Origin of the sequence: Sphingobacterium sp. Ag1 (genome assembly GCF_000988325.1) — a bacterium.
In the GTDB taxonomy this organism is placed as follows: domain Bacteria; phylum Bacteroidota; class Bacteroidia; order Sphingobacteriales; family Sphingobacteriaceae; genus Sphingobacterium.
On sequence record NZ_LBGU01000022.1, the window covers coordinates 52,373 to 74,070 of the forward strand.

The 21,698-nt window shown below is 39.8% G+C and carries 18 protein-coding genes; 9 read left to right on the plus strand and 9 right to left on the minus strand.

Annotation, left to right across the window (positions count from 1 at the left end):
• Positions 1 to 12 precede the first annotated feature (12 nt).
• Positions 13 to 1,425: a YHS domain-containing protein gene (locus AAW12_RS25310; RefSeq protein ID WP_053003514.1), complete on the plus strand. Its 1,413-nt coding sequence runs from the start codon at positions 13 to 15 to the stop codon at positions 1,423 to 1,425.
• 70 nt (positions 1,426 to 1,495) lie between these two features.
• Here the strand turns inward: AAW12_RS25310 and AAW12_RS03405 are convergent, their stop codons facing one another.
• The 3 genes from AAW12_RS03405 to AAW12_RS03415 all read right to left on the minus strand — a co-directional run bounded on the left by AAW12_RS03405 (position 1,496) and on the right by AAW12_RS03415 (position 4,367).
• The gene (locus AAW12_RS03405; protein WP_046672208.1) at positions 1,496 to 2,173 is read right to left on the minus strand and encodes an ATP-binding cassette domain-containing protein; all 678 of its coding nucleotides are present in this window, start codon (positions 2,171 to 2,173) and stop codon (positions 1,496 to 1,498) included.
• Positions 2,170 to 3,084 carry a hypothetical protein gene (locus AAW12_RS03410; protein ID WP_046672209.1) on the minus strand — a complete coding sequence of 305 codons (915 nt, stop codon included), beginning with the start codon at positions 3,082 to 3,084 and terminating at the stop codon, positions 2,170 to 2,172. Before AAW12_RS03410 ends, AAW12_RS03405 begins: the two co-directional genes overlap by 4 nt.
• A gap of 107 nt (positions 3,085 to 3,191) precedes the next feature.
• Positions 3,192 to 4,367, minus strand: coding sequence for an MFS transporter (locus tag AAW12_RS03415; RefSeq protein WP_046672210.1), 1,176 nt, complete (start codon positions 4,365 to 4,367; stop codon positions 3,192 to 3,194).
• Positions 4,368 to 4,585: 218 nt separating this feature from the next.
• Here AAW12_RS03415 and AAW12_RS03420 point away from each other — a divergent pair, with 218 nt between their 5' ends.
• Positions 4,586 to 4,966 (plus strand): VOC family protein, encoded by a 381-nt coding sequence (locus AAW12_RS03420; RefSeq protein WP_046672211.1) that lies wholly within the window; start codon positions 4,586 to 4,588, stop codon positions 4,964 to 4,966.
• A 26-nt stretch (positions 4,967 to 4,992) separates the two neighbouring features.
• Here AAW12_RS03420 and AAW12_RS03425 read toward each other — a convergent pair whose 3' ends face one another.
• Positions 4,993 to 5,742, minus strand: coding sequence for a TrmH family RNA methyltransferase (locus AAW12_RS03425; RefSeq protein WP_046672212.1), 750 nt, complete (start codon positions 5,740 to 5,742; stop codon positions 4,993 to 4,995).
• An 8-nt stretch (positions 5,743 to 5,750) separates the two neighbouring features.
• On the opposite strand from AAW12_RS03425, the gene AAW12_RS03430 reads away from it, so the two are divergent.
• Positions 5,751 to 8,102 carry a BamA/TamA family outer membrane protein gene (locus AAW12_RS03430; RefSeq protein WP_046672213.1) on the plus strand — a complete coding sequence of 784 codons (2,352 nt, stop codon included), beginning with the start codon at positions 5,751 to 5,753 and terminating at the stop codon, positions 8,100 to 8,102.
• 69 nt (positions 8,103 to 8,171) lie between these two features.
• On the opposite strand, the gene AAW12_RS03435 is transcribed toward AAW12_RS03430, so the two are convergent.
• Entirely contained in the window at positions 8,172 to 8,699 is a 528-nt protein-coding gene (locus AAW12_RS03435; RefSeq protein ID WP_046672214.1) for a hypothetical protein, read from the minus strand.
• A 793-nt stretch (positions 8,700 to 9,492) separates the two neighbouring features.
• On the opposite strand from AAW12_RS03435, the gene AAW12_RS03440 reads away from it, so the two are divergent.
• Both AAW12_RS03440 and AAW12_RS03445 read left to right on the plus strand, forming a co-directional pair.
• Positions 9,493 to 10,506: a YhcG family protein gene (locus AAW12_RS03440; RefSeq protein WP_046672215.1), complete on the plus strand. Its 1,014-nt coding sequence runs from the start codon at positions 9,493 to 9,495 to the stop codon at positions 10,504 to 10,506.
• 167 nt (positions 10,507 to 10,673) lie between these two features.
• Positions 10,674 to 10,934, plus strand: coding sequence for a hypothetical protein (locus AAW12_RS03445; RefSeq protein WP_046672216.1), 261 nt, complete (start codon positions 10,674 to 10,676; stop codon positions 10,932 to 10,934).
• Positions 10,935 to 11,081: 147 nt separating this feature from the next.
• On the opposite strand, the gene AAW12_RS03450 is transcribed toward AAW12_RS03445, so the two are convergent.
• A complete protein-coding gene (locus AAW12_RS03450; RefSeq protein ID WP_046672217.1) occupies positions 11,082 to 11,495 on the minus strand; it encodes a hypothetical protein in 414 nt (137 codons plus the stop codon).
• Positions 11,496 to 11,562: 67 nt separating this feature from the next.
• Positions 11,563 to 12,177 carry a hypothetical protein gene (locus AAW12_RS03455; protein WP_046672218.1) on the minus strand — a complete coding sequence of 205 codons (615 nt, stop codon included), beginning with the start codon at positions 12,175 to 12,177 and terminating at the stop codon, positions 11,563 to 11,565.
• A 314-nt stretch (positions 12,178 to 12,491) separates the two neighbouring features.
• Here AAW12_RS03455 and recN point away from each other — a divergent pair, with 314 nt between their 5' ends.
• Positions 12,492 to 14,153 (plus strand): DNA repair protein RecN, encoded by a 1,662-nt coding sequence (gene recN, locus AAW12_RS03460; protein ID WP_046672219.1) that lies wholly within the window; start codon positions 12,492 to 12,494, stop codon positions 14,151 to 14,153.
• 48 nt (positions 14,154 to 14,201) lie between these two features.
• Here the strand turns inward: recN and AAW12_RS03465 are convergent, their stop codons facing one another.
• Entirely contained in the window at positions 14,202 to 14,621 is a 420-nt protein-coding gene (locus AAW12_RS03465; protein ID WP_046672220.1) for a hypothetical protein, read from the minus strand.
• A gap of 136 nt (positions 14,622 to 14,757) precedes the next feature.
• A complete protein-coding gene (locus tag AAW12_RS03470; protein WP_046672221.1) occupies positions 14,758 to 17,283 on the minus strand; it encodes an ATP-dependent Clp protease ATP-binding subunit in 2,526 nt (841 codons plus the stop codon).
• A gap of 185 nt (positions 17,284 to 17,468) precedes the next feature.
• Between AAW12_RS03470 and ettA the strand changes: the two genes are divergently transcribed.
• Genes ettA through AAW12_RS03485 form a run of 3 tightly spaced genes read left to right on the plus strand, consistent with a single transcriptional unit; the run spans position 17,469 to position 21,486 of the window.
• On the plus strand, positions 17,469 to 19,151 hold the full coding sequence (gene ettA / locus AAW12_RS03475; protein ID WP_046672222.1) for an energy-dependent translational throttle protein EttA: 1,683 nt from the start codon (positions 17,469 to 17,471) through the stop codon (positions 19,149 to 19,151).
• An 11-nt stretch (positions 19,152 to 19,162) separates the two neighbouring features.
• Complete coding sequence (locus AAW12_RS03480; RefSeq protein WP_046672223.1) at positions 19,163 to 20,365, plus strand: PAS domain-containing sensor histidine kinase; 1,203 nt, start codon at positions 19,163 to 19,165, stop codon at positions 20,363 to 20,365.
• A 53-nt stretch (positions 20,366 to 20,418) separates the two neighbouring features.
• On the plus strand, positions 20,419 to 21,486 hold the full coding sequence (locus AAW12_RS03485; RefSeq protein WP_046672224.1) for a response regulator: 1,068 nt from the start codon (positions 20,419 to 20,421) through the stop codon (positions 21,484 to 21,486).
• Positions 21,487 to 21,698 lie beyond the last annotated feature (212 nt).

Genomic DNA, 21,698 nt, shown 5'->3' on the forward strand with positions numbered 1-21,698 from the left:
GATTTAAAGAAAATGAGAAAATTAATTCTTTTATATACCATAATTGCCCTCTTTTTGCAGGGTTGTGATGCGGTGGATCGGGAACAAATTAAACATAATCCCGTTCTCGTTTCCACTGTAAAATCTACCGCTTCCTGCGTATTTTTAACAAAAGACAATATGGGGTTGCCCGCTATAAGCTGGATCGAACAAGATAGTTTGAAGCATAAATACTTTTACTTTGCAAATTGGGATACAAACGCTGGCCGATTTGGTACAGCCATTGCAATACCGATTCAACCCAATACCAGTATACACGAAGAGGGTATGCCAAAAATCGCATTCAAAGGAGATGGGACTATCGTTGCTATTTATGAAACTTCTGTTCCCTCCTCTACGAGTAAATGGGGTTTAAGTGATATTCAATATACGATGTCTTTTGATAGGGGAAAGAGTTGGACTGAACGAAAATCAATCCAAGCGGATGTGCCATTGTTGGGTTCCCGTTCTTTTGCGGACATTATCCGTCTCGACGATGGAGAAATTGCGGTTTCGTGGCTTGATACTGACCCTATAAATCCAGCACTGGGACGACCCGTTAAATTTGCGAGAACACATACAAAAGAAGGTTTTGGAAGAGCCGTTTTGGTAGATTCAGCAGCCTGCCAATGTTGTCGTACCGCTATGAGTACCAATGGGCAAGGACAGGTCAATGTTGTATTTCGTGATCTTTTGCCCGGATCCATTCGCGATATTTCAATAAGTGTTTCTCCAGATAATGGATTCAATTTTAGCAAACCTATTCCTTTTAGTAATGACCATTGGGTCGTGGACGGTTGTCCTCATAATGGTCCCTCCGTTGTATTTGTTGGTGCTACAAAATATGTGTCTTGGTATACAGGGGCGAAGCGAAGTGGAGTATATTATGCAGAATTGGATGCGAACAATAAAACAGTTGTGAAGCGTGAGTTAAGTAGCGAAGCTCGATTTATACAACTAGAGCTGATGCCCACTGGAGATCGAATTGCCACATTCGATGTTGCTTATGAAAAAGGAGGGGCAACATTTAAAAAAATTATGGTGAATCGAATTAATGACAAAGGATTTTTTGAAAAAGAAATTTCATTACCGCTATCACATGCTTCGTATCCAGTTATTACAGCATTGGGAAAAGATCAAATTGTCGTTGCCTGGGCAGATGATAATAAGATTTATTATAGACTTGAAACCATCGAGACCATCAATATTGCTGTTCATAAAGAAGATGCAGCACCGTCAACTACAGAAAAGATGCCCTTACCGGAAGCGATGCCATCCGCTAAGGATCCAGTATGCGGTATGATGGTAAGTGCAGGTTCCGAACCAGAGCAAATTGTTAATCATGGCGATACCATCAGGTTTTGTAGCGCTGCATGCAAAAGAGCATTCTTAAGTAAAGCCGATTAGTATATCCACTGTAAAAAACTACTGAAAAGCAACTATGGGTAGTCCAGTCTAGTTGCTTTTCTTTTATATCCTATTGCCAGAGCTTGTCGATGTCTTTCTTCAAAATCTGCTCTTTCATCTCTTCTTCAAAATTTCCAAATTGATCCCTGGTGACAGATTTGCTGATATGGCCAGCCTCCAGCACCAAGATTTCATCGCAGGTATCTTTTAATGTGGAAAAGATATGGGATGAAATTAAGATGGTCTTGCCCATCGCTTTTAAACGTAGCATAATCTCCGTGAGAATGATGCTGCTTTGTAGATCAATGCCATTAAAAGGTTCGTCAAGGATATAATAGTTATTGTCCTGTAGCAATGTTGCCGTCAGCGCAAGTTTTTTTTTCATTCCTGTCGAATAAGAGCTAGCATATTCTTTTAAGGGCAACTCAAAAATATTCCTTTCGCTGAGGTTTTTAATCTGTTTACCACGTGCATCTGTCAGCAGATAAATATACTCTTCACCCGTGAGCTTAGAAAGGAAATACGGATCTGAAGTCAGGTAACCTAAATTGTTTTTCAGTGGCTCTAAATCAGATTTTATACTTCCTATAGCAGTTTCCAGTCCAGCAATACAACGAAACAGCGTTGTCTTTCCGGCACCATTTTCACCGACAATACCGTATATTTTTCCGCTATCAAAGGTGTAAGTAACCTCGTGGAGTATTTGATGCTGTCCAAAGGACTTGCTAATATTCGTAAGCTCGATCATAAGTGATTTTTTAAATTGTTGATTGCTTTGATATAGTAAAAGGGCAAGAGTGCGAGGATCAAGGGGTAAAAGCTAAAGCACAGTGCCAAAGCAAAACCTTCGGGGAAATTGATCTCCCGTGGGTAAGCAACATATTTTAAGGTGATTGCAAAAGGAAGTAAAAGTAATATTCCGCCCAATACAATACACACATTAAATAACTCCGATGGAAAGATTATAACATACAGAAAAAGAAGGGGCAGTACCAAGAGTAGACATTGTAAAATTCCTCTTTTAAACTTTCGCATCAGAAAGACTGTCGGTGTATAATGGTTATTCCAGAGGTAAAAAATAGGTTCCGGTAATTGATAATAGAAAACACAGGCGAGCGCAATGCAAACCACACAAAATAAAACAAGATTGGAATTGGCTACATAAAAGCCGATTCCGGCCAAGAGATACAATACAAGCAAGAGCAGGTAGCTTCGTCGGAACCCAATGATAAATTCAAAAGGTTTTTTTGCGAAAGGTGTCGGAATAGATTTGCCGAAAGCCTTAAATGTCAAAAATGCAAAGATAATAGCCAAAATAGCTAATAACACTGCATAGCCCCATTGGTTATGGAGGAAAAGAATGATGAAAGACGGCAGCGTTAATAAGCCATTCTCGAATATTCTGATCTTGTGAAAATCTCGCTTACTGTATGTATTTTTGAGAAAGTCATTTCTGTTTTTTTCTGTGAGCAGAAACAGTACCTGAAAATTGCCAAGCAGCAGCGCATAACAGCCAAAAAGGGGATATTGAACCAATGCATAATAAGCAAAATAGGCTAATCCAAACACGATGAAAAAGGCGAGCCAAACAGGCAGTCCTGTAGCCCGAATATGCCGAGAAAGTAAAGTATATTGAAGCTTTAAATAGTTGCTAACCATGATACAATCAAAAGTAAAAAATCGAAGTTAAAACAAGGGACTGTTCCCTTATTTTTATTTCGGCTTTGCAACGATCGATTGCTGGTCGTTTTGACGCTTGAATTTCTTTATTTTACGGCCCTGTGTCTTTTCTGCCAGCTCAGCATATAGGTCAGAGCAAGTAGCAAAACTACGGCATTGGCATACATAATGACTGGAATTCGCAGGATAACATCACTATAGTACAATCCAGCAAGCAGTGCGCCAAGTCCTATTCCGGCTTCAAGGGAGATATACATGGTTGCAACCGCCTTGCCACGATGCTCGGGTAAACTAAGGTCAATCGTCCAGGCGTTCACAGCAGGAGAGAGTATGCCCGTGCCGACGCCATAGATGCTTGCTCCGATCATCATGCCAATAAAACTATTTCCGATGCCAATGGCAACCAGAGCGATCGCAATAATGACTAATCCGACAATAATAACCTTAGGTCTTCCATAACGGTCCGAAACTTTGCCGGATACAAAACGTATCAATACCGATGCAATGGTGAAAGCCAGGAAAAATAGCCCTTTATTTTTGAGTCCAAGGTATTCACTCCAGTCTGGAATTAGGGTTAAAATGACTCCATAAGCGGTGTAAGATAAAAACGTGACGATTCCCGCAGGTAGTGCACGCCATTCAATGATATCTTTACGGTTTATTTTGAGCATGGAAAGATTGAATTTCTCTTTTTTCGCCAGTGTTTCCTTCATGTTAATGACAATAAGGATGGAGAGAAGTGCCATGAAAGAAGAGCAATAAAACATCACATTGATACCAAAGGCCTCGAAAATAGCACTGCCAATTGCTGGGCCGACAGCCGTACCGACGCTAAAGGCCAATCCATGCATTCCGAGCGCCTCACCCCATCGTTTTTGTGGAACCAGATCGGCGACATAAGCAGAAGTTGAGGTAGGTTTAAAACCAGTGGAAAAACCATGTATCAAGCGTAAGAATAGAAAGCCCGCGACTGATGTTAAAATGGGATAAAGAAAACCACAGATGAAACAGACGATGGATCCAATGGCCATGACTGGTACACGTCCCCAGCGATCGGTCAATTTACCACTAAAAGGTCGCGAAATTCCAGCAGTCAATGTAAATAACGCGATGATCAACCCTTTGTATTCCGCTCCGCCCAAACTGCTCAGATAATTGGGAAGTTCGGGGATAATCATATTGAAGCTCGAAGAAAATAGGAGTGAGCTTAAGCAAAGTAAAATAAATTGAAGCGTATAGATGGATTTCTGTTCAGCTGGCATGGCGCTATTTTTAACGTGTGTGAATATTCAAAAAAGGACAATGGATGTTGGCGATTATCCATCCTTCAAGGGAATGGGTCAAATGTACAGTTTTTGGAGCGATTAAGCTGTTCTTTTGGCGGAAAATAATTGAATTCTTTTATGGGATGGAAAATGCGGCGTTGAGGTCTTTCCTGCCTAAAAAAAGGTTATTTTTGTTGAGACCTTTTGTTTAAAACATGCAAGAACATAGAAATCCAGGTGTTTATTTTGAAATTCCGGTATCAGATTTGAATCGCGCAATTGCGTTTTATAGCCAGTTATTCAATTTTACCTTTGAACAAGAAGATTTTGACAATAATCACATGGCTTACTTTCCATTTCAAGAAACCTTATCTGGGATTACTGGCGCCCTCGCGAAAGGCGAAATTTATAAACCTACACGCGAGGGAATACTCCTTTATTTACATGTAGAAAATATATCAACGACGTTAGAAAAGGCCATGAGCTTGGGTGGAAAAGAGCTATATCCCGTCACCTTTCATACCGATCTGGGATTTGCTGTCGCGGAGATTGAAGATTCTGAAGGAAATAGGATCGGGCTACATCAAAAGTTATAAATGGCGAATCAGGACCATATCACCTATTAGGTCAACTGTTGTCGGGCTATTTCGCTGCAGAAGATGGTTGCTGCAACGGCCACGTTGAGTGATTCGGCTTGGCCTATGCGCGGAATAGTGACGGCTTGATCGATCAACGCTATTATTTCATCACTGATGCCATTTCCTTCGTTGCCCATAACAATTAACCCCTCATTAGCCCACATAGTCTGATAAATGGATTGACCATTAAGTAGGGCACCATAAACTTTCAATCCAGTAGCCGGAATAAAATCGGTTAAATCAGTATAGTGGATCTGCAGTCTGGCCAGTGAGCCCATGGTTGCTTGCACTACTTTAGGATTGTATGCGTCTACAGTTCCAATGGAACAGATAATATGTTCGATTCCAAACCACTCCGCCGTGCGGATAATTGTACCCAGATTGCCTGGATCCTGCACATCATCGAGTACAAGGCTAAACTTGTTTTTTAAATTACTTGGTACAATTTTTTGCTGTAAAGGAAGTTTGACCAAAGCGAGGATACCTTGTGGCGATTTCAGTGTACTAATCTTTTGAAATTCAGTATCTGTTAGTTCATGGGATTTTATATTATGCAAGATTTTACCCACTTTTGTGTTTGCGTCGCCCGTGTAGAAAATAGACTCAACCTCATAGCTTGATGAAATAAATTCCATCACGGATTTTATACCCTCAACGATAAACAGGCCGTGTTGTTTTCTATACTTTTTATTTTGTAGAGACGTTATTAGACTGATTTGCGCTTTTGACAACATTTTTATTGATGATTAAGTATCCTCGTTTTATCGGATTTGCAAGTATAACGCTTTTAGTGTTATTTTTTGCATCATGCCGTTCTTCAAAATATCTTGACGATGACCAAGCTCTGGTTACAAAAGTACAGATTTCTGGTGTCACCCCTGCATTGAAAGAATCATCCGAAACGTATATTTCCAATCAAATAAGACCTAATTCAAGGGTAAATCTATTTATTTACAATACATTCAATACTAAAAACGGGCGTTATAAAACCAAGAAAATTCGGAATGTTGGCGAACCACCTCATTTGTTGGATTCGGCAATGGTCGATTTATCCGCCAATCAAATCCGACGCTTTCTATTTTCAAAAGGTTATTTTAAAGCTAAGGTCGAACCAACGATTTCAGTTTCCAAAAAGCGAGCACATATCGATTTTAAAGTGGATGAAGGAGTCCCATATCAAGTTAGAAATATAGATCGAAAATTTGAGGATGAAGATATTAAGGCAATATTTGAACGGGAGGTACTCCCCAAAACTGCTGTAAAATCCAATACCCAGTATGATGCCGCAAAGTTGCTCGATGAGCGGGAGAAACTTTATATTTCGATGCGTAACAATGGATATTACGATTATTTAAGGCAATACATGCGTGCTGGGATTGATTCCACGATCGATGGACCTTTGATCGACCTGAAAATTAATGTCGAAAATCCGTCTGATTCAACGATACATAAAAAGTATCAAATAGACAGTGTTTATATGACGATAAGGAATTATGGAACAATGTCGAAGAAGGAGCCACGTCGTATACTAGATTCTGCAAAACGTCTTTTATTTGTTGATGAAACAAATAGTTTCAGGTGGAAACCTTTGGAACGTTATATGTATCTACGCTCAGGTCAGTACTATTCCTTGCGGGAGGAAAATAAGTCCTATGACCGATTGTATGAGATGAATGGTTTTCGTTCTGTCAAAATGCAGTTTGTCAAAAAAGATTCCAATAAACTCGATGTGCACTATGATTTCGTTCCAAGACCGCGTATGGGAAACCAGATAGAGGGCGAGTATACCTTTAGTTCGGGTATGAGCGGATTTAATATTGGAAATACATTCTCTCAACGTAATATCTTTGGTGGTTCGGAGCAATTGGAAGTGAAATTACGTTATGGTGTATTGTTTGATCCGCGTCTCGCAGGTGGGCTTTCCAGCAAAATATTCAATAACGATTTTCAAGCGGGCGTGAATTTAGTTATTCCTCGTCTGATGGTTCCCTTTCATATTAATCCGGGCGGGAAGTTTGGTTTGCCCAAAACGACCTACTCGATGACATTGCAATTGTTCGATCAAGATAAAACCTATTCAAACCGCTATTTTATCACGTCTCTGAATTACTCATGGTATGAAACAGAAAATAAGTACCATAGTTTTACGCCTATTGTGTTGGAGTATCGGGATGGACGCTTAGATTCCAATTTTCGGAACAAGCTTGTACAGGAAGGCTATCAGCTGTATGTCCGTAGCAACGACCGTCAGTATTTTGGTTTAGGGACACAATATACCTTTATATTGAATGGCAAAAAACTGAATAGCAAGGAGGACTTTCAATATTTCAGAGGGACATTGGACGTGAGTGGAAACGTATTGGATCTTATTAGCTCCTTGGCAAAATTGCCTAAGAATGCCGATGGTGAGAAAAAAATATTCGGTGTGCCCTTTCTTCAATACGCCAAGACAGAATTCGATTATCGTTTATACCGAAATCTCGGTGGAAATAGGCAGTTTGTCTTCCGTTTTAATCCGGGGATAGCGATTCCTTATGGGAATAACTCTAAACTGTTAATTTTTGAAAAGAGCTTTTATAGCGGTGGGATGAATGGCATACGCGCGTGGCAGGCGCGTACCTTGGGGCCAGGTGCCTACAATCGGCAGAGCCTTAGTGAGGATTTGCGTTTAAATCTGCGTAATTTGGATCAGCTGGGGGAGATTAAACTGGAAGCGAATGCCGAATATCGGTTCAGATTACTCAATAACTTCCTGGGAGCAAAGATGAATGGGGCGACATTTGTGGATATGGGAAATGTTTGGCGACTGAAGAAGGATGAAGAGCTGAATCCGGGTGGGGAGTTTAAATTCAATAAATTTCTTGGGCAAGTCGCCATTGGTACCGGCTTCGGACTTCGTTTCGATTCGGACTATTTTGTCATTCGCTTAGATGCCGGGCTTAAACTAAAAGATCCGCAATTCTCAGGTGCTGATCAATGGGTTATCAAGCATTTCTTTGATTCCAAAGAATTTAAGGCCCAATATTACGAAACCCATAGGCCTGACAGATACAATTTTATTCAATACAATTTTGGAATCGGTATGCCGTTCTAATGTCTAACCGTTTCGGCATGATTTACTTTGATCCCATCAGTTGATGGGATATTCAGGCAAACCACGTTGTTAACCAATGAGATTTTTGAGACTTGAAAATATAGATTCAAAAATTTTACTCAAGTCCAAACCTTGCGAATGGTTGAATAAAAAGAAAACTATAGCCAGCGCGATGGCCGTCATAATCACTTTTTTAAACATGTAAGCTATCCCTAACACAATGGCCGGGATAATCAAAAACATCAATCCACTGATGGCAAAAGGAGAGAGTCCGCTATCGCTCTTATAGATATAGAATAAACGTCCCTTGGAAGTTTGTTGATTCTTATGGCTAAAGAAAACAAAGGTTGATGACTCAATTTTCTGATTAGGGACAGCAACACCCTCATGAAATTGTAGTGCTTGTGAGAAACCATTGATTGTAAATAGGTAATTGCCATTAATGGTCTCATTGGTATTTCCCGATGAATCCAATGCCACTACAGCGAGTTTTCCATTTTTGGAAAGGTTTTCTTTTACAATAAAGTTTTGGATATTTTGTTCTTGAGCAGCCGCCCAAAAAGGTATCAGTAACAGAAAAAATATAATCTTTTTCATCTTATTATAAGCGTTTAATTTTAGCCCATTTGTAGCAAGAGATTTAACTTATTTGCTTACATCACGTTCTTCAAGCCAGGACAGATTCATGTTGACGGTGTCGAAACAGATCTTATCGAATGAGCATGCAATTTTAGGGATTTTAATTTTCTTTTGAAAATCTTTAACTATACGAATGTTGAAACGCCTGTAAATAGGTTTGTGAGCCTTTCATTATTCCTCAAAAAGAAGATGAATGTTTTAACCCTATTTGCAATAAAAAGTTGATGGTATAGATAGTCTTTCATCTAGGTTGTAATCTATTTTCATTATTCATGTTTTGGTGCTAATACATATCATCTTCATCAATAAAATTGCAACCACTATTGATCAGTAGCAGGAGATACTCATCGAAACTATCCGCTATGACACGAAACTCATCAGGGGCATGCACGAAAAACGCACGATTTGTCCTTTTTACCTGGAAAAGCTTCTTGGAGTTTCGCTAGAGCTGTTTTTCTTGTACCATGTTTAATCTGTTCAAAATGATTCCAGGTTTCTTTGCCACCATTGTCATAGTATGCTTGAAAACAGATAAATAATTGTCGGCTATTTTCATTTGCATTTCTTCTTGTGAGTGAAGTTAGCCAAACATTATAATCGATTAAAAGTAAATTGCGGTGTATCTCCTTTTAAATCTCAAACATCAGGGAAGCATCGTTTAATTGTTTGCTAAAATAATTAGTATTTTAATTGTTTTTTAACTATCTTTGTATTGTTCATTTACAGAAGTAATACCAAGAAATAAACAATTATGTTGTCCGATCAAACTTTAGTATCCGATATAAAGACAATTATTGCGCAATCCAAAGAAAATGCTGTGCGTGCTGTCGATCATCAACGCACATTGATGTACTGGCACATCGGAAAACGTATTTTTGAGCAGGAGCAGGGAGGCAAAGATAGAGCCGATTATGGGAAATACATCATAAAGTATCTTTCAGCGGAGTTACAGCCTGAGTTTGGTAGTGGTTTTTCATCAAGACAGTTAAATTGGTACCGTCAGTTTTATCGCACATTTCCAATTGTGTCTACACTGTGGACGCAATTGAGTTGGAGCCAATATAAGCTGCTTTTAAGTCTTGGTAACGAGGAACAACGGGAGTTTTATATCGCAGAGACCATAAAGAATAATTGGACAGTTCGGCAGCTTGAGCGACAGATCAACACGAATCTATATGAACGCCTGTTGCTTAGCAACGATAAAGAAAGTGTGTTGGCTGTAGCAAAAAAGGAAAAGATGCCTTCTGACGCGAAGGAGATCATCAAAGATCCGATGGTACTGGAATTTTTGGGTTTGAAACGCGAAAGCGCTTACTATGAGAAAGATCTTGAGGGCGCCATTATTGCCCATCTTCAGGAGTTCTTACTCGAATTAGGAAATGGGTTCTCATTCGTCGCTAGACAAAAACGCATCCATATCGAGGGCGATGAGTTTTTCGTTGACCTGGTCTTTTACAACCGTCTGCTGCAAAGTTTTGTGATCATTGAAATAAAAACCCATAAATTAACGCATCAGGACATCGGTCAATTGCAGATGTACGTGAATTATTATGACCGTATTGAAAAGCTTCCGCATGAACATCCGACAGTTGGCATTTTACTTTGTGCGAGCAAAAACGATGCAGTCGTCAAATTTACCCTTCCGGAAGACCAAAAACAGATTGTCGCCAGTCAATACGAACTTTATCTACCGACAGAGCAGCAGCTGCTGGACGAGGTGAACAAAGAGTTGGATAGTTTTGTAGGTAAAGGTGACGCTGAGTAGATTTTTCAAGCGTCTATACGGCGCCATTTAAAGATATTTTAAATGCATTAAACGAGGTTAATTTATCAGTATTAGGGGATGAAATGACTGTGGTTCCGCTTTTTTCATTTTTATTTTTCTAACATAGATTATTTTGTACATTTGTATCGAATAAAATCGAAATTGAAATGGCAGAAACTGTACAACCAAGAGGTCCAAAGACAACTGATAATAATGCGAACCAAACTCATTACTACAAAACATTGGTAGTAGCGATCGCTTTAGGTTTAATAGGTACATTTATCCGTTTTGTACCGGATGTATGTACGGCATTGGGCCAACAAACTTTTTTGTTTTCCGCAATAGCTAACATCTCCATGATCGTAGGTGCACTTATCGCATTCAAAACCGTTTTCGGAATTTTGGGATTTGGAAAAAACCGTGACTAATTAAAAAGTCAAACTAAGATATTTGAAAGCCTCAGTTTTTTTACTGGGGCTTTTTCATGTGATAAAATCTGGGTACACTATCGTCATATAAGTAACAAAAAAAGGCCTCACAATCGTAAGGCCTTCTTTTTGTATGATTATCGCAGACTATGCGAAAAATGACCAAGTAGACCAGGGAATACGTGAAAGAATCAAAATCAAACCGATGATATAGAAAATAACAATCGTTTGGTTTGCTTTTTTTGCATTTTCAATCTTTTTAGCTTTAGAGTAACCGATTGTGATCAATACAATTGCAATGATCATGGTTAAAGGGTGTTCGATGATTTTAAAACGTAATGTCGGATCTTTCATTACGGCGCCAGAGATCATCGATGGATACTTTAAATAAAAGAATAAGATCAATCCCACCAATAATTGAATATGCGATGCAATGAAACCCAATAAAGCAATTTTACGGTTGTACGGTTTGTTGCCTAAATAATTTGATAGGGTGATCACGATCGATATCACCAGGGCTAGCAATAATACAATTGCTATAGTCGAGTGTAAGTGTAACATAAAAGCTCTCTTTAATTGTTTCCTAAGTTAGCAAAGATAAAAATATAATGAATGTATTTATCAAAAATCATTGTTCGAGCAGAAATACCTCCGCTATTGGATTGAATAGGTATATGCGTTTGCTGCTCAATTCCATGCATTTATAGCGTTTTCTTATCTTTTCAATGCGTTGAAATGAACGACCATTTTTTAGTCTAAAGAAATGTCCATCCTCCAGGGATTCTACCGTAAGGGTACTAGTTTTGACGGTATCGTATGATTTTAACGTTCGAAACAGATGAAGGTCCGTGCAGCTCGAAGCCGCAGGATTTTCCATATAACGATGAATAGCATTGCTGATATCGATTGGGAAAATATTCAATTTAAGGAAGGGCTCCATCAGTTCCTTGAAATTATTTTTCCATTCTGTACCATGTGGCTTGACACGATGCTGGTGTTTATTCCACGTTTGTAAGTGTGCAAATTCATGGATTGTCGTAATCAAAAATGAATAGCAATTTAAGTCATGGTTGACAGAGATACGGTGCGGACTTCCTCTAAACGGCGCGCGGTAGTCTCCTAGCTTGGTACTCCTTGAACGAGAGATCTTAAATAAGCAGCGGGTATGATTAATCCAGTTGGATATAATCGGCGCTGCTTCTTCGGGCATGTATTTTTTGAGCGTAGCACTATAATCTTGCATGCCATAAAAATAGGGATTTATTCATGTCAATAGTGCCGAAGGAGAACATTCTTTTGTCAAAAAAAGAATGTTATTGCTAAAAATAATAGCTTTATTTTCCGTTTTCGTTTGGATAATTGATATTATTTTTAGTATTTAGTGCTTGTAAATGTCAAAATTGAGAAAGTCGGTAAGGAGAATTTATGTTTTTTTAAAATAAAACATATTGAAATTGCCTGAGTTTTAGGTAAATTACCTACAGAAAGGTTCATAAATATAGGATCCGATAGAGGAACGGTTTTTCCTCCAAACTGTAAAAATAGACCTGCAAGAATATGCTAGATACCTTACATATTAGAAATTATGCACTCATCAACGAATTGGAAATCCAATTTGATAAAGGTTTGAATATGATTACCGGTGAAACCGGTGCCGGTAAATCTATTATCATGGGCGCATTATCGTTGATCTTAGGAAATAGGGCCGAGGGGAAGCATTTTTTCGACCCAACCAAGAAATGTGTGATTGAAGGGGAATTTAAAATTGGGTCTTATCAACTCCTTCGTTTTTTTGAGGAAAATGATCTTGATTACGCGGACAACAGCATTATTCGAAGAGAAATCTCTCCCGATGGTAAGTCCCGGGCATTTATTAATGATTCACCGGTCACACTCGCTATCCTCAAAGCTTTAGGTGAGCAGTTGATTGATGTACATTCGCAACATGCAACATTGCAGATTAATACAGAAGATTTTCAGTTCCTTGTGGTCGACAGTGTGGCAGGAGCTTTTGTGCTGAAACAAAACTATCGAGAGAGCTTCTTTGCTTATAAGAAGGCAAAAAGAGAACTCGAAGAATTTAAGGAGCTGGTAAAAAAAGCTGCAATAGAACAGGATTATTTTCAGTTTCAATTTGATGAGCTTGACGCCGCCCGATTGGTAGCAGATGAGCAGGGACAACTCGAAGTACAGCAGCGGCAGTTGGAAAATGCAGAAGATATTAAGCGTGCACTAACTGGGGCATCACATCTATTGGAAAACGATGATACGGCAGTTTTAAGCCGTTTAAAAGAGACGATGAGCCAAGTGGAAAGCATCGCTGCATTTCTCCCTGAGGCGGCAGATTTAGCTGCACGATTAAAGAGCACATGGATTGAGCTGAAGGACGTCGCAGCAGAGCTGAGTTCGCTTGAAGAAGATACTCAAATTGATGAAGGTACTTTATTGGAGATCAATGAACGCTTGAGCTTGTTGTATTCCTTGCAAAAAAAACATCATGTGGACTCGGTTGAAGAGCTGATCAAATTACGTGATGATCTGGAATCCAAACTGTTTGCTATAAATTCCTCCGATGAGCAATTGGAGCGACTGGAAAAAGAAGTAGTAGCTAAATTAGCCATTGCACAAACGAAAGGAAAAGAACTCTCTGTAGTCAGAAAGAAAGTACTGGAATTAATCGCAAAGGATGTGCAAGCTACTTTGTCAAATGTGGGGATGCCCAATGCATTGCTGCAAATTAATCTCGAGCCATTGAAGGAAGGGGATATGCGGGAATCGGGAATAGATTCAATACAGTTTTTATTTTCGGCTAATAAAGGACAGGCATTGCAATCCATTCATCGGGTTGCCTCTGGCGGAGAGTTATCCAGGGTGATGTTGGCCATTAAATCCTTGGTTGCTAAAACCTCTGCATTACCGACCATTATTTTTGATGAGATCGATACCGGAATCTCTGGAGAGGTGGCGCTACGTGTAGGGGAGGTGATGGAAAGCCTTGCAGAGAACATGCAGGTCATTGCTATTTCCCATTTACCCCAAATCGCAGCTAAAGGTGCTGCACATTATAAAGTGTATAAGGAAGATAAAGCCAATCGGACAATCTCTAACATTGTTCGATTAGATCAAGAAGGGAGGGTCAAGGAAATTGCTCAGATGCTCAGTGGTACCAATCCAACGGATGCGGCACTTGAACATGCGGAGTTATTGCTGAAAGGATAGCTATCAAATAAAAAAAGGTCTTAGAGATTTTCTAAGACCTTTTTTTATTTAGTTTCCACCGTTATCAGCATCCGTTAATGTTACTTTTACTAACATATTGTCCGGACGGACTGGTTTATTGTCGCTACCCACATAATCAGCATAGAGATATACTTTACCAATTTTATACTCCACGCGATAATTATAAGGGCCGATAGCTGAAGGAATGTTAATGAAATAATTTGGATCATTATCAAATGATACAGCTACTCCTACGTGTCCGTAGTCGAAATATTTTGCATCTAATTCGGGAAAGTCCAATTCATTTGAGAAAGAATATCCGGTTTTGTCAACTCCCCAAGAAGAGGAGACTACCTTCGTATTAAAAGTTACTCCCGGTAAATAGTTTGTAACGTATTCTTTCTTACAAGAAGAAAATGAAACCAAGGCTGCGGTTCCAATTAATGCTGCTAATAAAAGTCTTTTCATATTGTTCGTGTTATTTGTGACAATTTTATTATAGGACGATAAAATAGTGCAAAAGTTTAACGCCAACTTTCTTTACAACAAAAAATGCACCATAAAGGTGCATTTTATCGAAATTATTTTTAAAGACAGCTTAGACCTACTTCTCAGCGGTGTCTTTTGAAGACTTTGGATCTGAGCTAGAAACCTCAATATCTTTGGTTTCCGGATTAATGCTCACAGTCAAAACTGAACCAGTTTGCACATTTCCTTTGAGGATTTCTTCTGCAATCGGATCTTCGAGATATTTCTGGATTGCTCGTTTTAATGGACGTGCACCAAAATTACTGTCGTAACCTTTATCTGCAATGAAATCTTTTGCCTCATCTGTCAAATTGATCGTATAACCCAAATCAGCGATACGTTTGAACAAGGACCTCAACTCAATATCAATGATTTTGAAGATGTTTTCTTTTGTCAATGAGTTGAACACAATCACATCATCAATACGATTCAAAAATTCTGGAGCAAAGGCTCTTTTCAAAGCGGTTTCAATAACTCCACGTGAATGCGCATCAGATTGTTGTGATTTTGCCGCAGTCGTAAAACCAACACCTTGACCAAATTCCTTCAATTGGCGTGCACCAATATTTGAAGTCATAATGATTATGGTATTTCTGAAATCTACTTTACGACCCAAACTATCTGTCAATTGACCTTCGTCCAATACCTGTAACATGAGGTTAAATACATCCGGGTGAGCTTTCTCAATCTCATCCAGTAAAACAACAGCATACGGTTTACGACGTACTTTTTCAGTCAATTGACCACCTTCTTCGTAGCCGACATATCCTGGAGGCGCTCCAACAAGGCGAGATACCGCGAATTTTTCCATGTACTCACTCATGTCAATTTGGATCAGCGCATCTTCTGTATCAAACATAAATCGCGCTAATTCCTTAGCCAATTCTGTTTTACCGACACCAGTAGGACCTAAGAAGATAAACGAACCGATTGGTTTTTTAGGATCCTTCAAACCCGCACGTGTACGTTGTATCGCTTTCACCAATTTACCTACAGCGTCGTCTTGACCAATGATTCTTCCCTTCATCAACTCAGCCATATTCAACAGTTTTTGACTGTCTGTTTGACTAACACGTTGTACCGGAATACCCGTCATCATGGCCACTACTTCAGCAACATTTTCTTCTGAAACAGTATAGCGTTTAGACTTCGTCTCTTCTTCCCAAGCGATTTTTTCTTTCTCGAGCTCCTCGATCAATTTTTTCTCCGTATCACGCAATTTGGCAGCCTCTTCGTATTTTTGACTACGAACGACTTTGTTCTTTTCCAATTTGACCTCTTCAATTTTATTCTCAATGTCAATAATGGACTGCGGTACATGAATATTGTTTAAGTGCACGCGAGAGCCTGCCTCATCTAAAGCATCGATAGCCTTATCGGGTAAGAACCTGTCTGTAATATAACGTGTTGTTAATGACACACAGGCTTCGATTGCTTCAGGAGTGTAAGTCACGTTGTGGTGGTCCTCATATTTCTCCTTGATACGATTTAATATTTCAACCGTCTCGTCATGTGTAGCCGGTTCAATTGTTACACGTTGGAAACGACGGTCCAAAGCACCGTCTTTTTCAATGTATTGACGATATTCGTCCAATGTGGTTGCACCGATACATTGGATTTCTCCTCTTGCCAAGGCTGGTTTGAACATATTGGAAGCATCTAATGACCCTGAAGCGCCACCTGCACCAACGATGGTGTGAATCTCATCGATAAATAAGATGACATCCGCCGATTTCTCCAGTTCATTCATGACCGCTTTCATACGCTCTTCAAATTGACCGCGATATTTCGTTCCGGCAACCAATGAAGCCAGATCCAATGTGACTACACGCTTATTGAATAGTACACGTGAGACCTTCCGTTGGACAATACGAAGCGCAAGTCCCTCCGCAATAGCTGATTTACCAACTCCCGGTTCACCGATTAACAACGGATTGTTCTTCTTGCGTCGGGATAAAATTTGAGATACACGCTCAATTTCTTTTTCGCGACCCACAATAGGATCCAATTTACCCTCTTCGGCAGCTTTGGTCAAATCACGGCCAAAGTTGTCCAACACCGGAGTTTTGGATTTGATATCCGAAACTTTTTTAGGTTGGATATATTGATCATCCTCAGCAAAATCATCATCGCCGGTAGGAGAGCCCGGAGCTTCGTCCTTGATCGTCGTTCTATTTTGCTCAACTTCAGATTTGAAGATGTCGTAAGTCACATTGTATTGTTGTAAAATCTGAGAAGCAATATTATCTTCATCCCGTAAGATAGCCAATAATAGATGCTCCGTTCCGATGATATCCGATTTGAATATTTTAGCTTCCAAATAAGTGATCTTCAAAACTTTTTCAGCCTGTTTTGTTAATGGCATATTGCCAATAGGTGCACGTGAAACCGATGCCCCCTTCACTGCGTCCTCCACAGATTGACGTAGTGCTGCCGTGTCAATGCCTATGTTTTTAAGGATCTTTATCGCCATTCCATCGCCTTCACGAATCAATCCAAGCAATAAATGCTCTGTTCCTATATAATCGTGACGCAATCTTAAAGCTTCCTCTCTACTGTACGATATGACATCCTTTACGCGCGGTGAAAATTTTGCTTCCATTGAATACCTTTCTGTTTTATATTAAGGATATATAAATGTAGTAAATTCTGCATTTCAAACCTTAAAATTATTTTAAATAATGTCATCAACAATTAAGCCATGACCGTTATACGTCCAAAATGTCAGTATAAAAGATTACATTTGTATGTTAATATAACAAGAGTTTTCGAATTTTTTTAAATTTTATGTCAGACGAGAAGATCATTTTTTCGATGGCGGGTGTCAACAAGATCTATCCGCCTCAAAAACAAGTTTTAAAAAATATCTATTTATCTTTTTTCTATGGTGCGAAGATCGGTGTGATCGGTTTGAATGGATCAGGTAAATCTTCCCTATTAAAAATTATCGCTGGATTGGATAAGTCATATCAAGGCGAGGTGGTGTTCTCTCCTGGTTATTCTGTGGGTTATTTAGCACAAGAACCTCAATTGGATCTTGAAAAGACTGTTCTTGAAGTGGTACAGGAAGGTGTTGCCGAAATTACAGCCATCTTACAGGAATACGAAGAAATCAACGAAAAATTTGGCCTGCCGGAGGTTTATGAAAATGCCGATGAGATGGACAAATTGTTGGCAAGACAAGGTGAACTTCAGGATATCATTGATGCCACTAACGCTTGGGAAATTGATTCGAAATTGGAAAGAGCAATGGATGCTTTACGTTGCCCTGAACCGGATGCGAAGATTGTCAATTTGTCAGGTGGTGAGCGCAGACGTGTAGCATTATGTCGCTTATTATTGCAGGAACCAGACGTATTGCTCTTAGATGAGCCGACCAACCACTTGGATGCCGAGTCGATCGATTGGTTAGAACAACACTTAAAACAATATAAAGGAACGGTTATTGCCGTTACCCACGACCGTTATTTCTTGGATAACGTAGCCGGATGGATTCTTGAGTTGGATCGCGGTGAAGGTATTCCCTGGAAAGGAAATTATTCTTCTTGGTTAGATCAAAAAGCAAAACGTCTCGCTCAGGAAGAAAAGCAGGAAACCAAACGTCAAAAAACCCTGGAGCGTGAGCTGGAATGGGTGCGTATGGCACCGAAAGCGCGTCACGCCAAATCGAAAGCACGTTTGCATAACTATGAAAAATTAGCTTCTGAGGAAACGAAAGAGCGCGAAGAAAAATTGGAATTGTTTATTCCGCCGGGACCACGTCTGGGTAATTCTGTCATTGAGGCAACGAATATCTCCAAAGCCTATGGCGATCGCATTTTATTTGAGAACTTAAGCTTCATGTTGCCGCCGGCAGGTATCGTAGGGATCATTGGACCAAATGGTGCGGGTAAAACAACTTTATTCCGCTTGATCACAGGACAGGAAACTCCGGATACAGGTTCTTTCAAAGTCGGAGAAACAGTGAAATTGGGCTATGTGGACCAAATGCACCACGACCTCGATCCGGAGAAATCGGTTTGGGAAAACATTACGGGTGGCAGCGACAATATGATGTTGGGCAACCGCTCGGTAAACTCCAGAGCTTATGTTTCCAAATTTAATTTTAACGGTGCTGATCAACAAAAGAAAGTAGGTGTGCTTTCGGGTGGAGAACGTAACCGTGTTCACCTGGCTATTACGCTTAAAGAGGGATCAAATGTACTCTTGCTCGATGAGCCGACCAATGATATTGATGTAAATACCTTGCGGGCACTGGAAGAAGGCTTGGAGAACTTCGGCGGTTGTGCCGTTGTGATTTCCCACGATAGATGGTTCCTGGATCGTATTTGTACCCATATCCTTGCTTTTGAAGGCGATTCACAGGTTTATTTCTTCGAAGGTAACTATACTGAATATGAAGAGAACCGTAAAAAACGCGTGGGTGATGTAACTCCGCATCGTATTAAATATAAGAAATTAGTTAAATAGCGGAGTGGATTATGGAGAGCGGAAGGCTTTTGGCTGCTATAATAGACCACGCTATTGATGGAATAATAACCATAGACAACAGGGGAAATGTGGAAAGCATTAACCCTGCTGCCTTGGAATTGTTCGGTTATCAGGCTGAAGAGGTAATCGGACACAATATATCCATGTTAATGCCTGAACCTGATCGTGGCAATCACGATGGTTATATACATAATTACCAAACCACAGGCCACAAGAAGATTATCGGAATCGGCCGCGAAGTGATGGGCTTAAAGAAAAATGGAAAAACATTCCCATTTCGTTTGGCAGTCAGTGAAGTATGGCTAAAAGATAAGAATATCTTTACAGGCTTTATTCACGATTTATCGCGTGAGAAAGCCGCCGAAGATATGCTCAAGCAACATGCCGCCGAACTTGAGCATAAAGTCAGTGAACGCACACGGGATCTGATTTCTTTGGTGTCCGAACTTGAAAAGGCGAAGGCAGAGGTTTCTAAATCACTGGAAAAAGAAATTGAGCTCAGTCAGTTAAAATCGCGTTTTGTGTCTATGGCGTCGCATGAGTTCCGCACGCCTCTAAGCTCCGTTCAGCTTTCGGCTTCGCTGATTGAAAAGTATGCCGAGCGACCGGACGATAAAGCTAATATCATTAAACATACCAATAAAATCAAAGGTGCTGTTCAATTGCTGACGAGCATTCTGAATGATTTCCTATCCCTGGAGAAACTGGAAGCTGGTATCGTTGTGATGAATAGGCAATACATCAATCTGGTCGAATTGGCGGAAGAGATTACCGAAGAAATGCAATTGATCTGTAAGAAAAATCAGCATATTGTATATCAACATACGGGAGAAATTGGGCACTTTACCTTAGATCCAAATCTGTTGAAAAATGCTTTGGTCAACTTAATTTCCAATGCAATCAAATATTCAGGAGAAGATACATTGATTGAATTTACCACATGTATTGACGCAGAAGGCTGCTTGATATCAGTAAAGGATAACGGAATTGGTATTCCTGAAGAAGATCAGGTACATTTGTTTGAACCATTTTTTAGAGCACATAATACCGGCAATATCCCCGGGACAGGCTTAGGTCTGAATATCGTAAAACGGTACATCGAACTGATGGAAGGTCAGATGGAATTTGAATCGGAAGTACATAAAGGAACTTCATTCCGGGTTCGCTTCAAGGAGAGCACGGTTGATGAATAAAGGCGAAGCATAACGCGGTCTAAAACTTAAAAGGACAGTATAAATAATTGCAGATGAGAAATAAAAAGACAATTCTAATTATTGAAGATAATATTGATATCCGAGAGGGGACTACCGAAATATTGGAGTTGACAGGGAGGTATGATGTCATTACTGCTGAAAATGGACGTGTTGGAGTCGACCTGGCGACAAGACATATTCCTGATCTGATTCTCTGTGATATCATGATGCCTGAATTAGATGGTTATGGCGTCTTATTTATGTTAAGCAAAATTGAAAGTACGGCTAAAATTCCGTTCATTTTTCTGACCGCCAAAGCGGAACGCGCAGACATGCGCAAAGCGATGGAGATGGGAGCAGATGATTATCTGACCAAACCTTTTGATGATGTTGAATTGATGAATGCAATAGATGTTCGTCTCAAAAGACATGAGCAGCTGGCAGCAGATGTTCCGCGGGAAGATGATTTGAGTTTGAGTGCCGAAGAGCAGGTTTTATTGCTACAAGAGCTCCTGGCCAATTCACGGGTGAAGACCGTGAAGAAAAAACAGTCTATTTATGAAAAAGACGATTCGCCAACATACGTCTATTTCGTGAAATCGGGTCAGGTACGTAGCTTTAAATCGTATAAAGATGGACGCGAGCTGTCTACGGGTATTTTTATTGCAGGAAATTACTTTGGCTATGCCTCGATCTTGTTGAATGATAATTATGAAGACTACGCCGAAGCAGTTGAGCCAAGTGAAATTGTCTTGATACCAAAAGACAGTTTTCTGGAGCTGTTATGGAAAAAGCCTGCAATAGCCAGTAAATTTATTAAACTTCTTTCTGTCGATTTGCGGGAAAAGGAAGAGCAATTGCTTGGCTTTGCCTATCATTCTGTCCGTAAGCGGGTCGCCAATGCTTTGATTAGCGTTGCTGAAAAAAGTGGAATCAATATAAACGAGGTCAATGCATGTACAATTGATGTGACACGGGATGGCCTAGCTTCAATTGCAGGGACAGCCAATGAAACTGTTTCCCGTATGCTCTCCGACTTTAAAGAAGAAAAACTGATTTCAAAAGAAAAAGGTAAAATATACATCAATTCGATCAAGAATCTCCGTGACGTGAAGCAGTAGCGATCAGAAGTGAGTATTTAAAAACGATAGCTAAAAAAAGGCATGTGCAGTAGAACTGAACATGCCTTTTTTTATGAACGTGTATATTTATTTGAATCCCACTATTAAAGTGCCGATGTGTTAGCAATACACAGTTTAAAGAAATTGTTTGGTCTCATCGGTTCCAATGAACGCGTTGCACACGGTTATTGGCCAAAAAAGAACGTTCGGTT

Excerpts from the sequence above, each read along its gene's own strand:
- AAW12_RS03425 (WP_046672212.1), bottom strand. The coding sequence starts at position 5,742 with ATGTTGTCAAAAGCGCAAATCAGTCTAATAACGTCTCTACAAAATAAA.
- AAW12_RS03455 (WP_046672218.1), bottom strand. The coding sequence starts at position 12,177 with ATGCAAGATTATAGTGCTACGCTCAAAAAATACATGCCCGAAGAAGCA.
- AAW12_RS03465 (WP_046672220.1), bottom strand. The coding sequence starts at position 14,621 with ATGAAAAGACTTTTATTAGCAGCATTAATTGGAACCGCAGCCTTGGTT.
- recN (WP_046672219.1), top strand. The coding sequence starts at position 12,492 with ATGCTAGATACCTTACATATTAGAAATTATGCACTCATCAACGAATTG.
- AAW12_RS03435 (WP_046672214.1), bottom strand. The coding sequence starts at position 8,699 with ATGAAAAAGATTATATTTTTTCTGTTACTGATACCTTTTTGGGCGGCT.
- AAW12_RS03480 (WP_046672223.1), top strand. The coding sequence starts at position 19,163 with ATGGAGAGCGGAAGGCTTTTGGCTGCTATAATAGACCACGCTATTGAT.
- AAW12_RS25310 (WP_053003514.1), top strand. The coding sequence starts at position 13 with ATGAGAAAATTAATTCTTTTATATACCATAATTGCCCTCTTTTTGCAG.
- AAW12_RS03405 (WP_046672208.1), bottom strand. The coding sequence starts at position 2,173 with ATGATCGAGCTTACGAATATTAGCAAGTCCTTTGGACAGCATCAAATA.
- AAW12_RS03445 (WP_046672216.1), top strand. The coding sequence starts at position 10,674 with ATGGCAGAAACTGTACAACCAAGAGGTCCAAAGACAACTGATAATAAT.
- AAW12_RS03410 (WP_046672209.1), bottom strand. The coding sequence starts at position 3,084 with ATGGTTAGCAACTATTTAAAGCTTCAATATACTTTACTTTCTCGGCAT.
- AAW12_RS03440 (WP_046672215.1), top strand. The coding sequence starts at position 9,493 with ATGTTGTCCGATCAAACTTTAGTATCCGATATAAAGACAATTATTGCG.
- AAW12_RS03485 (WP_046672224.1), top strand. The coding sequence starts at position 20,419 with ATGAGAAATAAAAAGACAATTCTAATTATTGAAGATAATATTGATATC.
- AAW12_RS03415 (WP_046672210.1), bottom strand. The coding sequence starts at position 4,367 with ATGCCAGCTGAACAGAAATCCATCTATACGCTTCAATTTATTTTACTT.
- AAW12_RS03470 (WP_046672221.1), bottom strand. The coding sequence starts at position 17,283 with ATGGAAGCAAAATTTTCACCGCGCGTAAAGGATGTCATATCGTACAGT.
- AAW12_RS03450 (WP_046672217.1), bottom strand. The coding sequence starts at position 11,495 with ATGTTACACTTACACTCGACTATAGCAATTGTATTATTGCTAGCCCTG.
- ettA (WP_046672222.1), top strand. The coding sequence starts at position 17,469 with ATGTCAGACGAGAAGATCATTTTTTCGATGGCGGGTGTCAACAAGATC.
- AAW12_RS03420 (WP_046672211.1), top strand. The coding sequence starts at position 4,586 with ATGCAAGAACATAGAAATCCAGGTGTTTATTTTGAAATTCCGGTATCA.
- AAW12_RS03430 (WP_046672213.1), top strand. The coding sequence starts at position 5,751 with ATGATTAAGTATCCTCGTTTTATCGGATTTGCAAGTATAACGCTTTTA.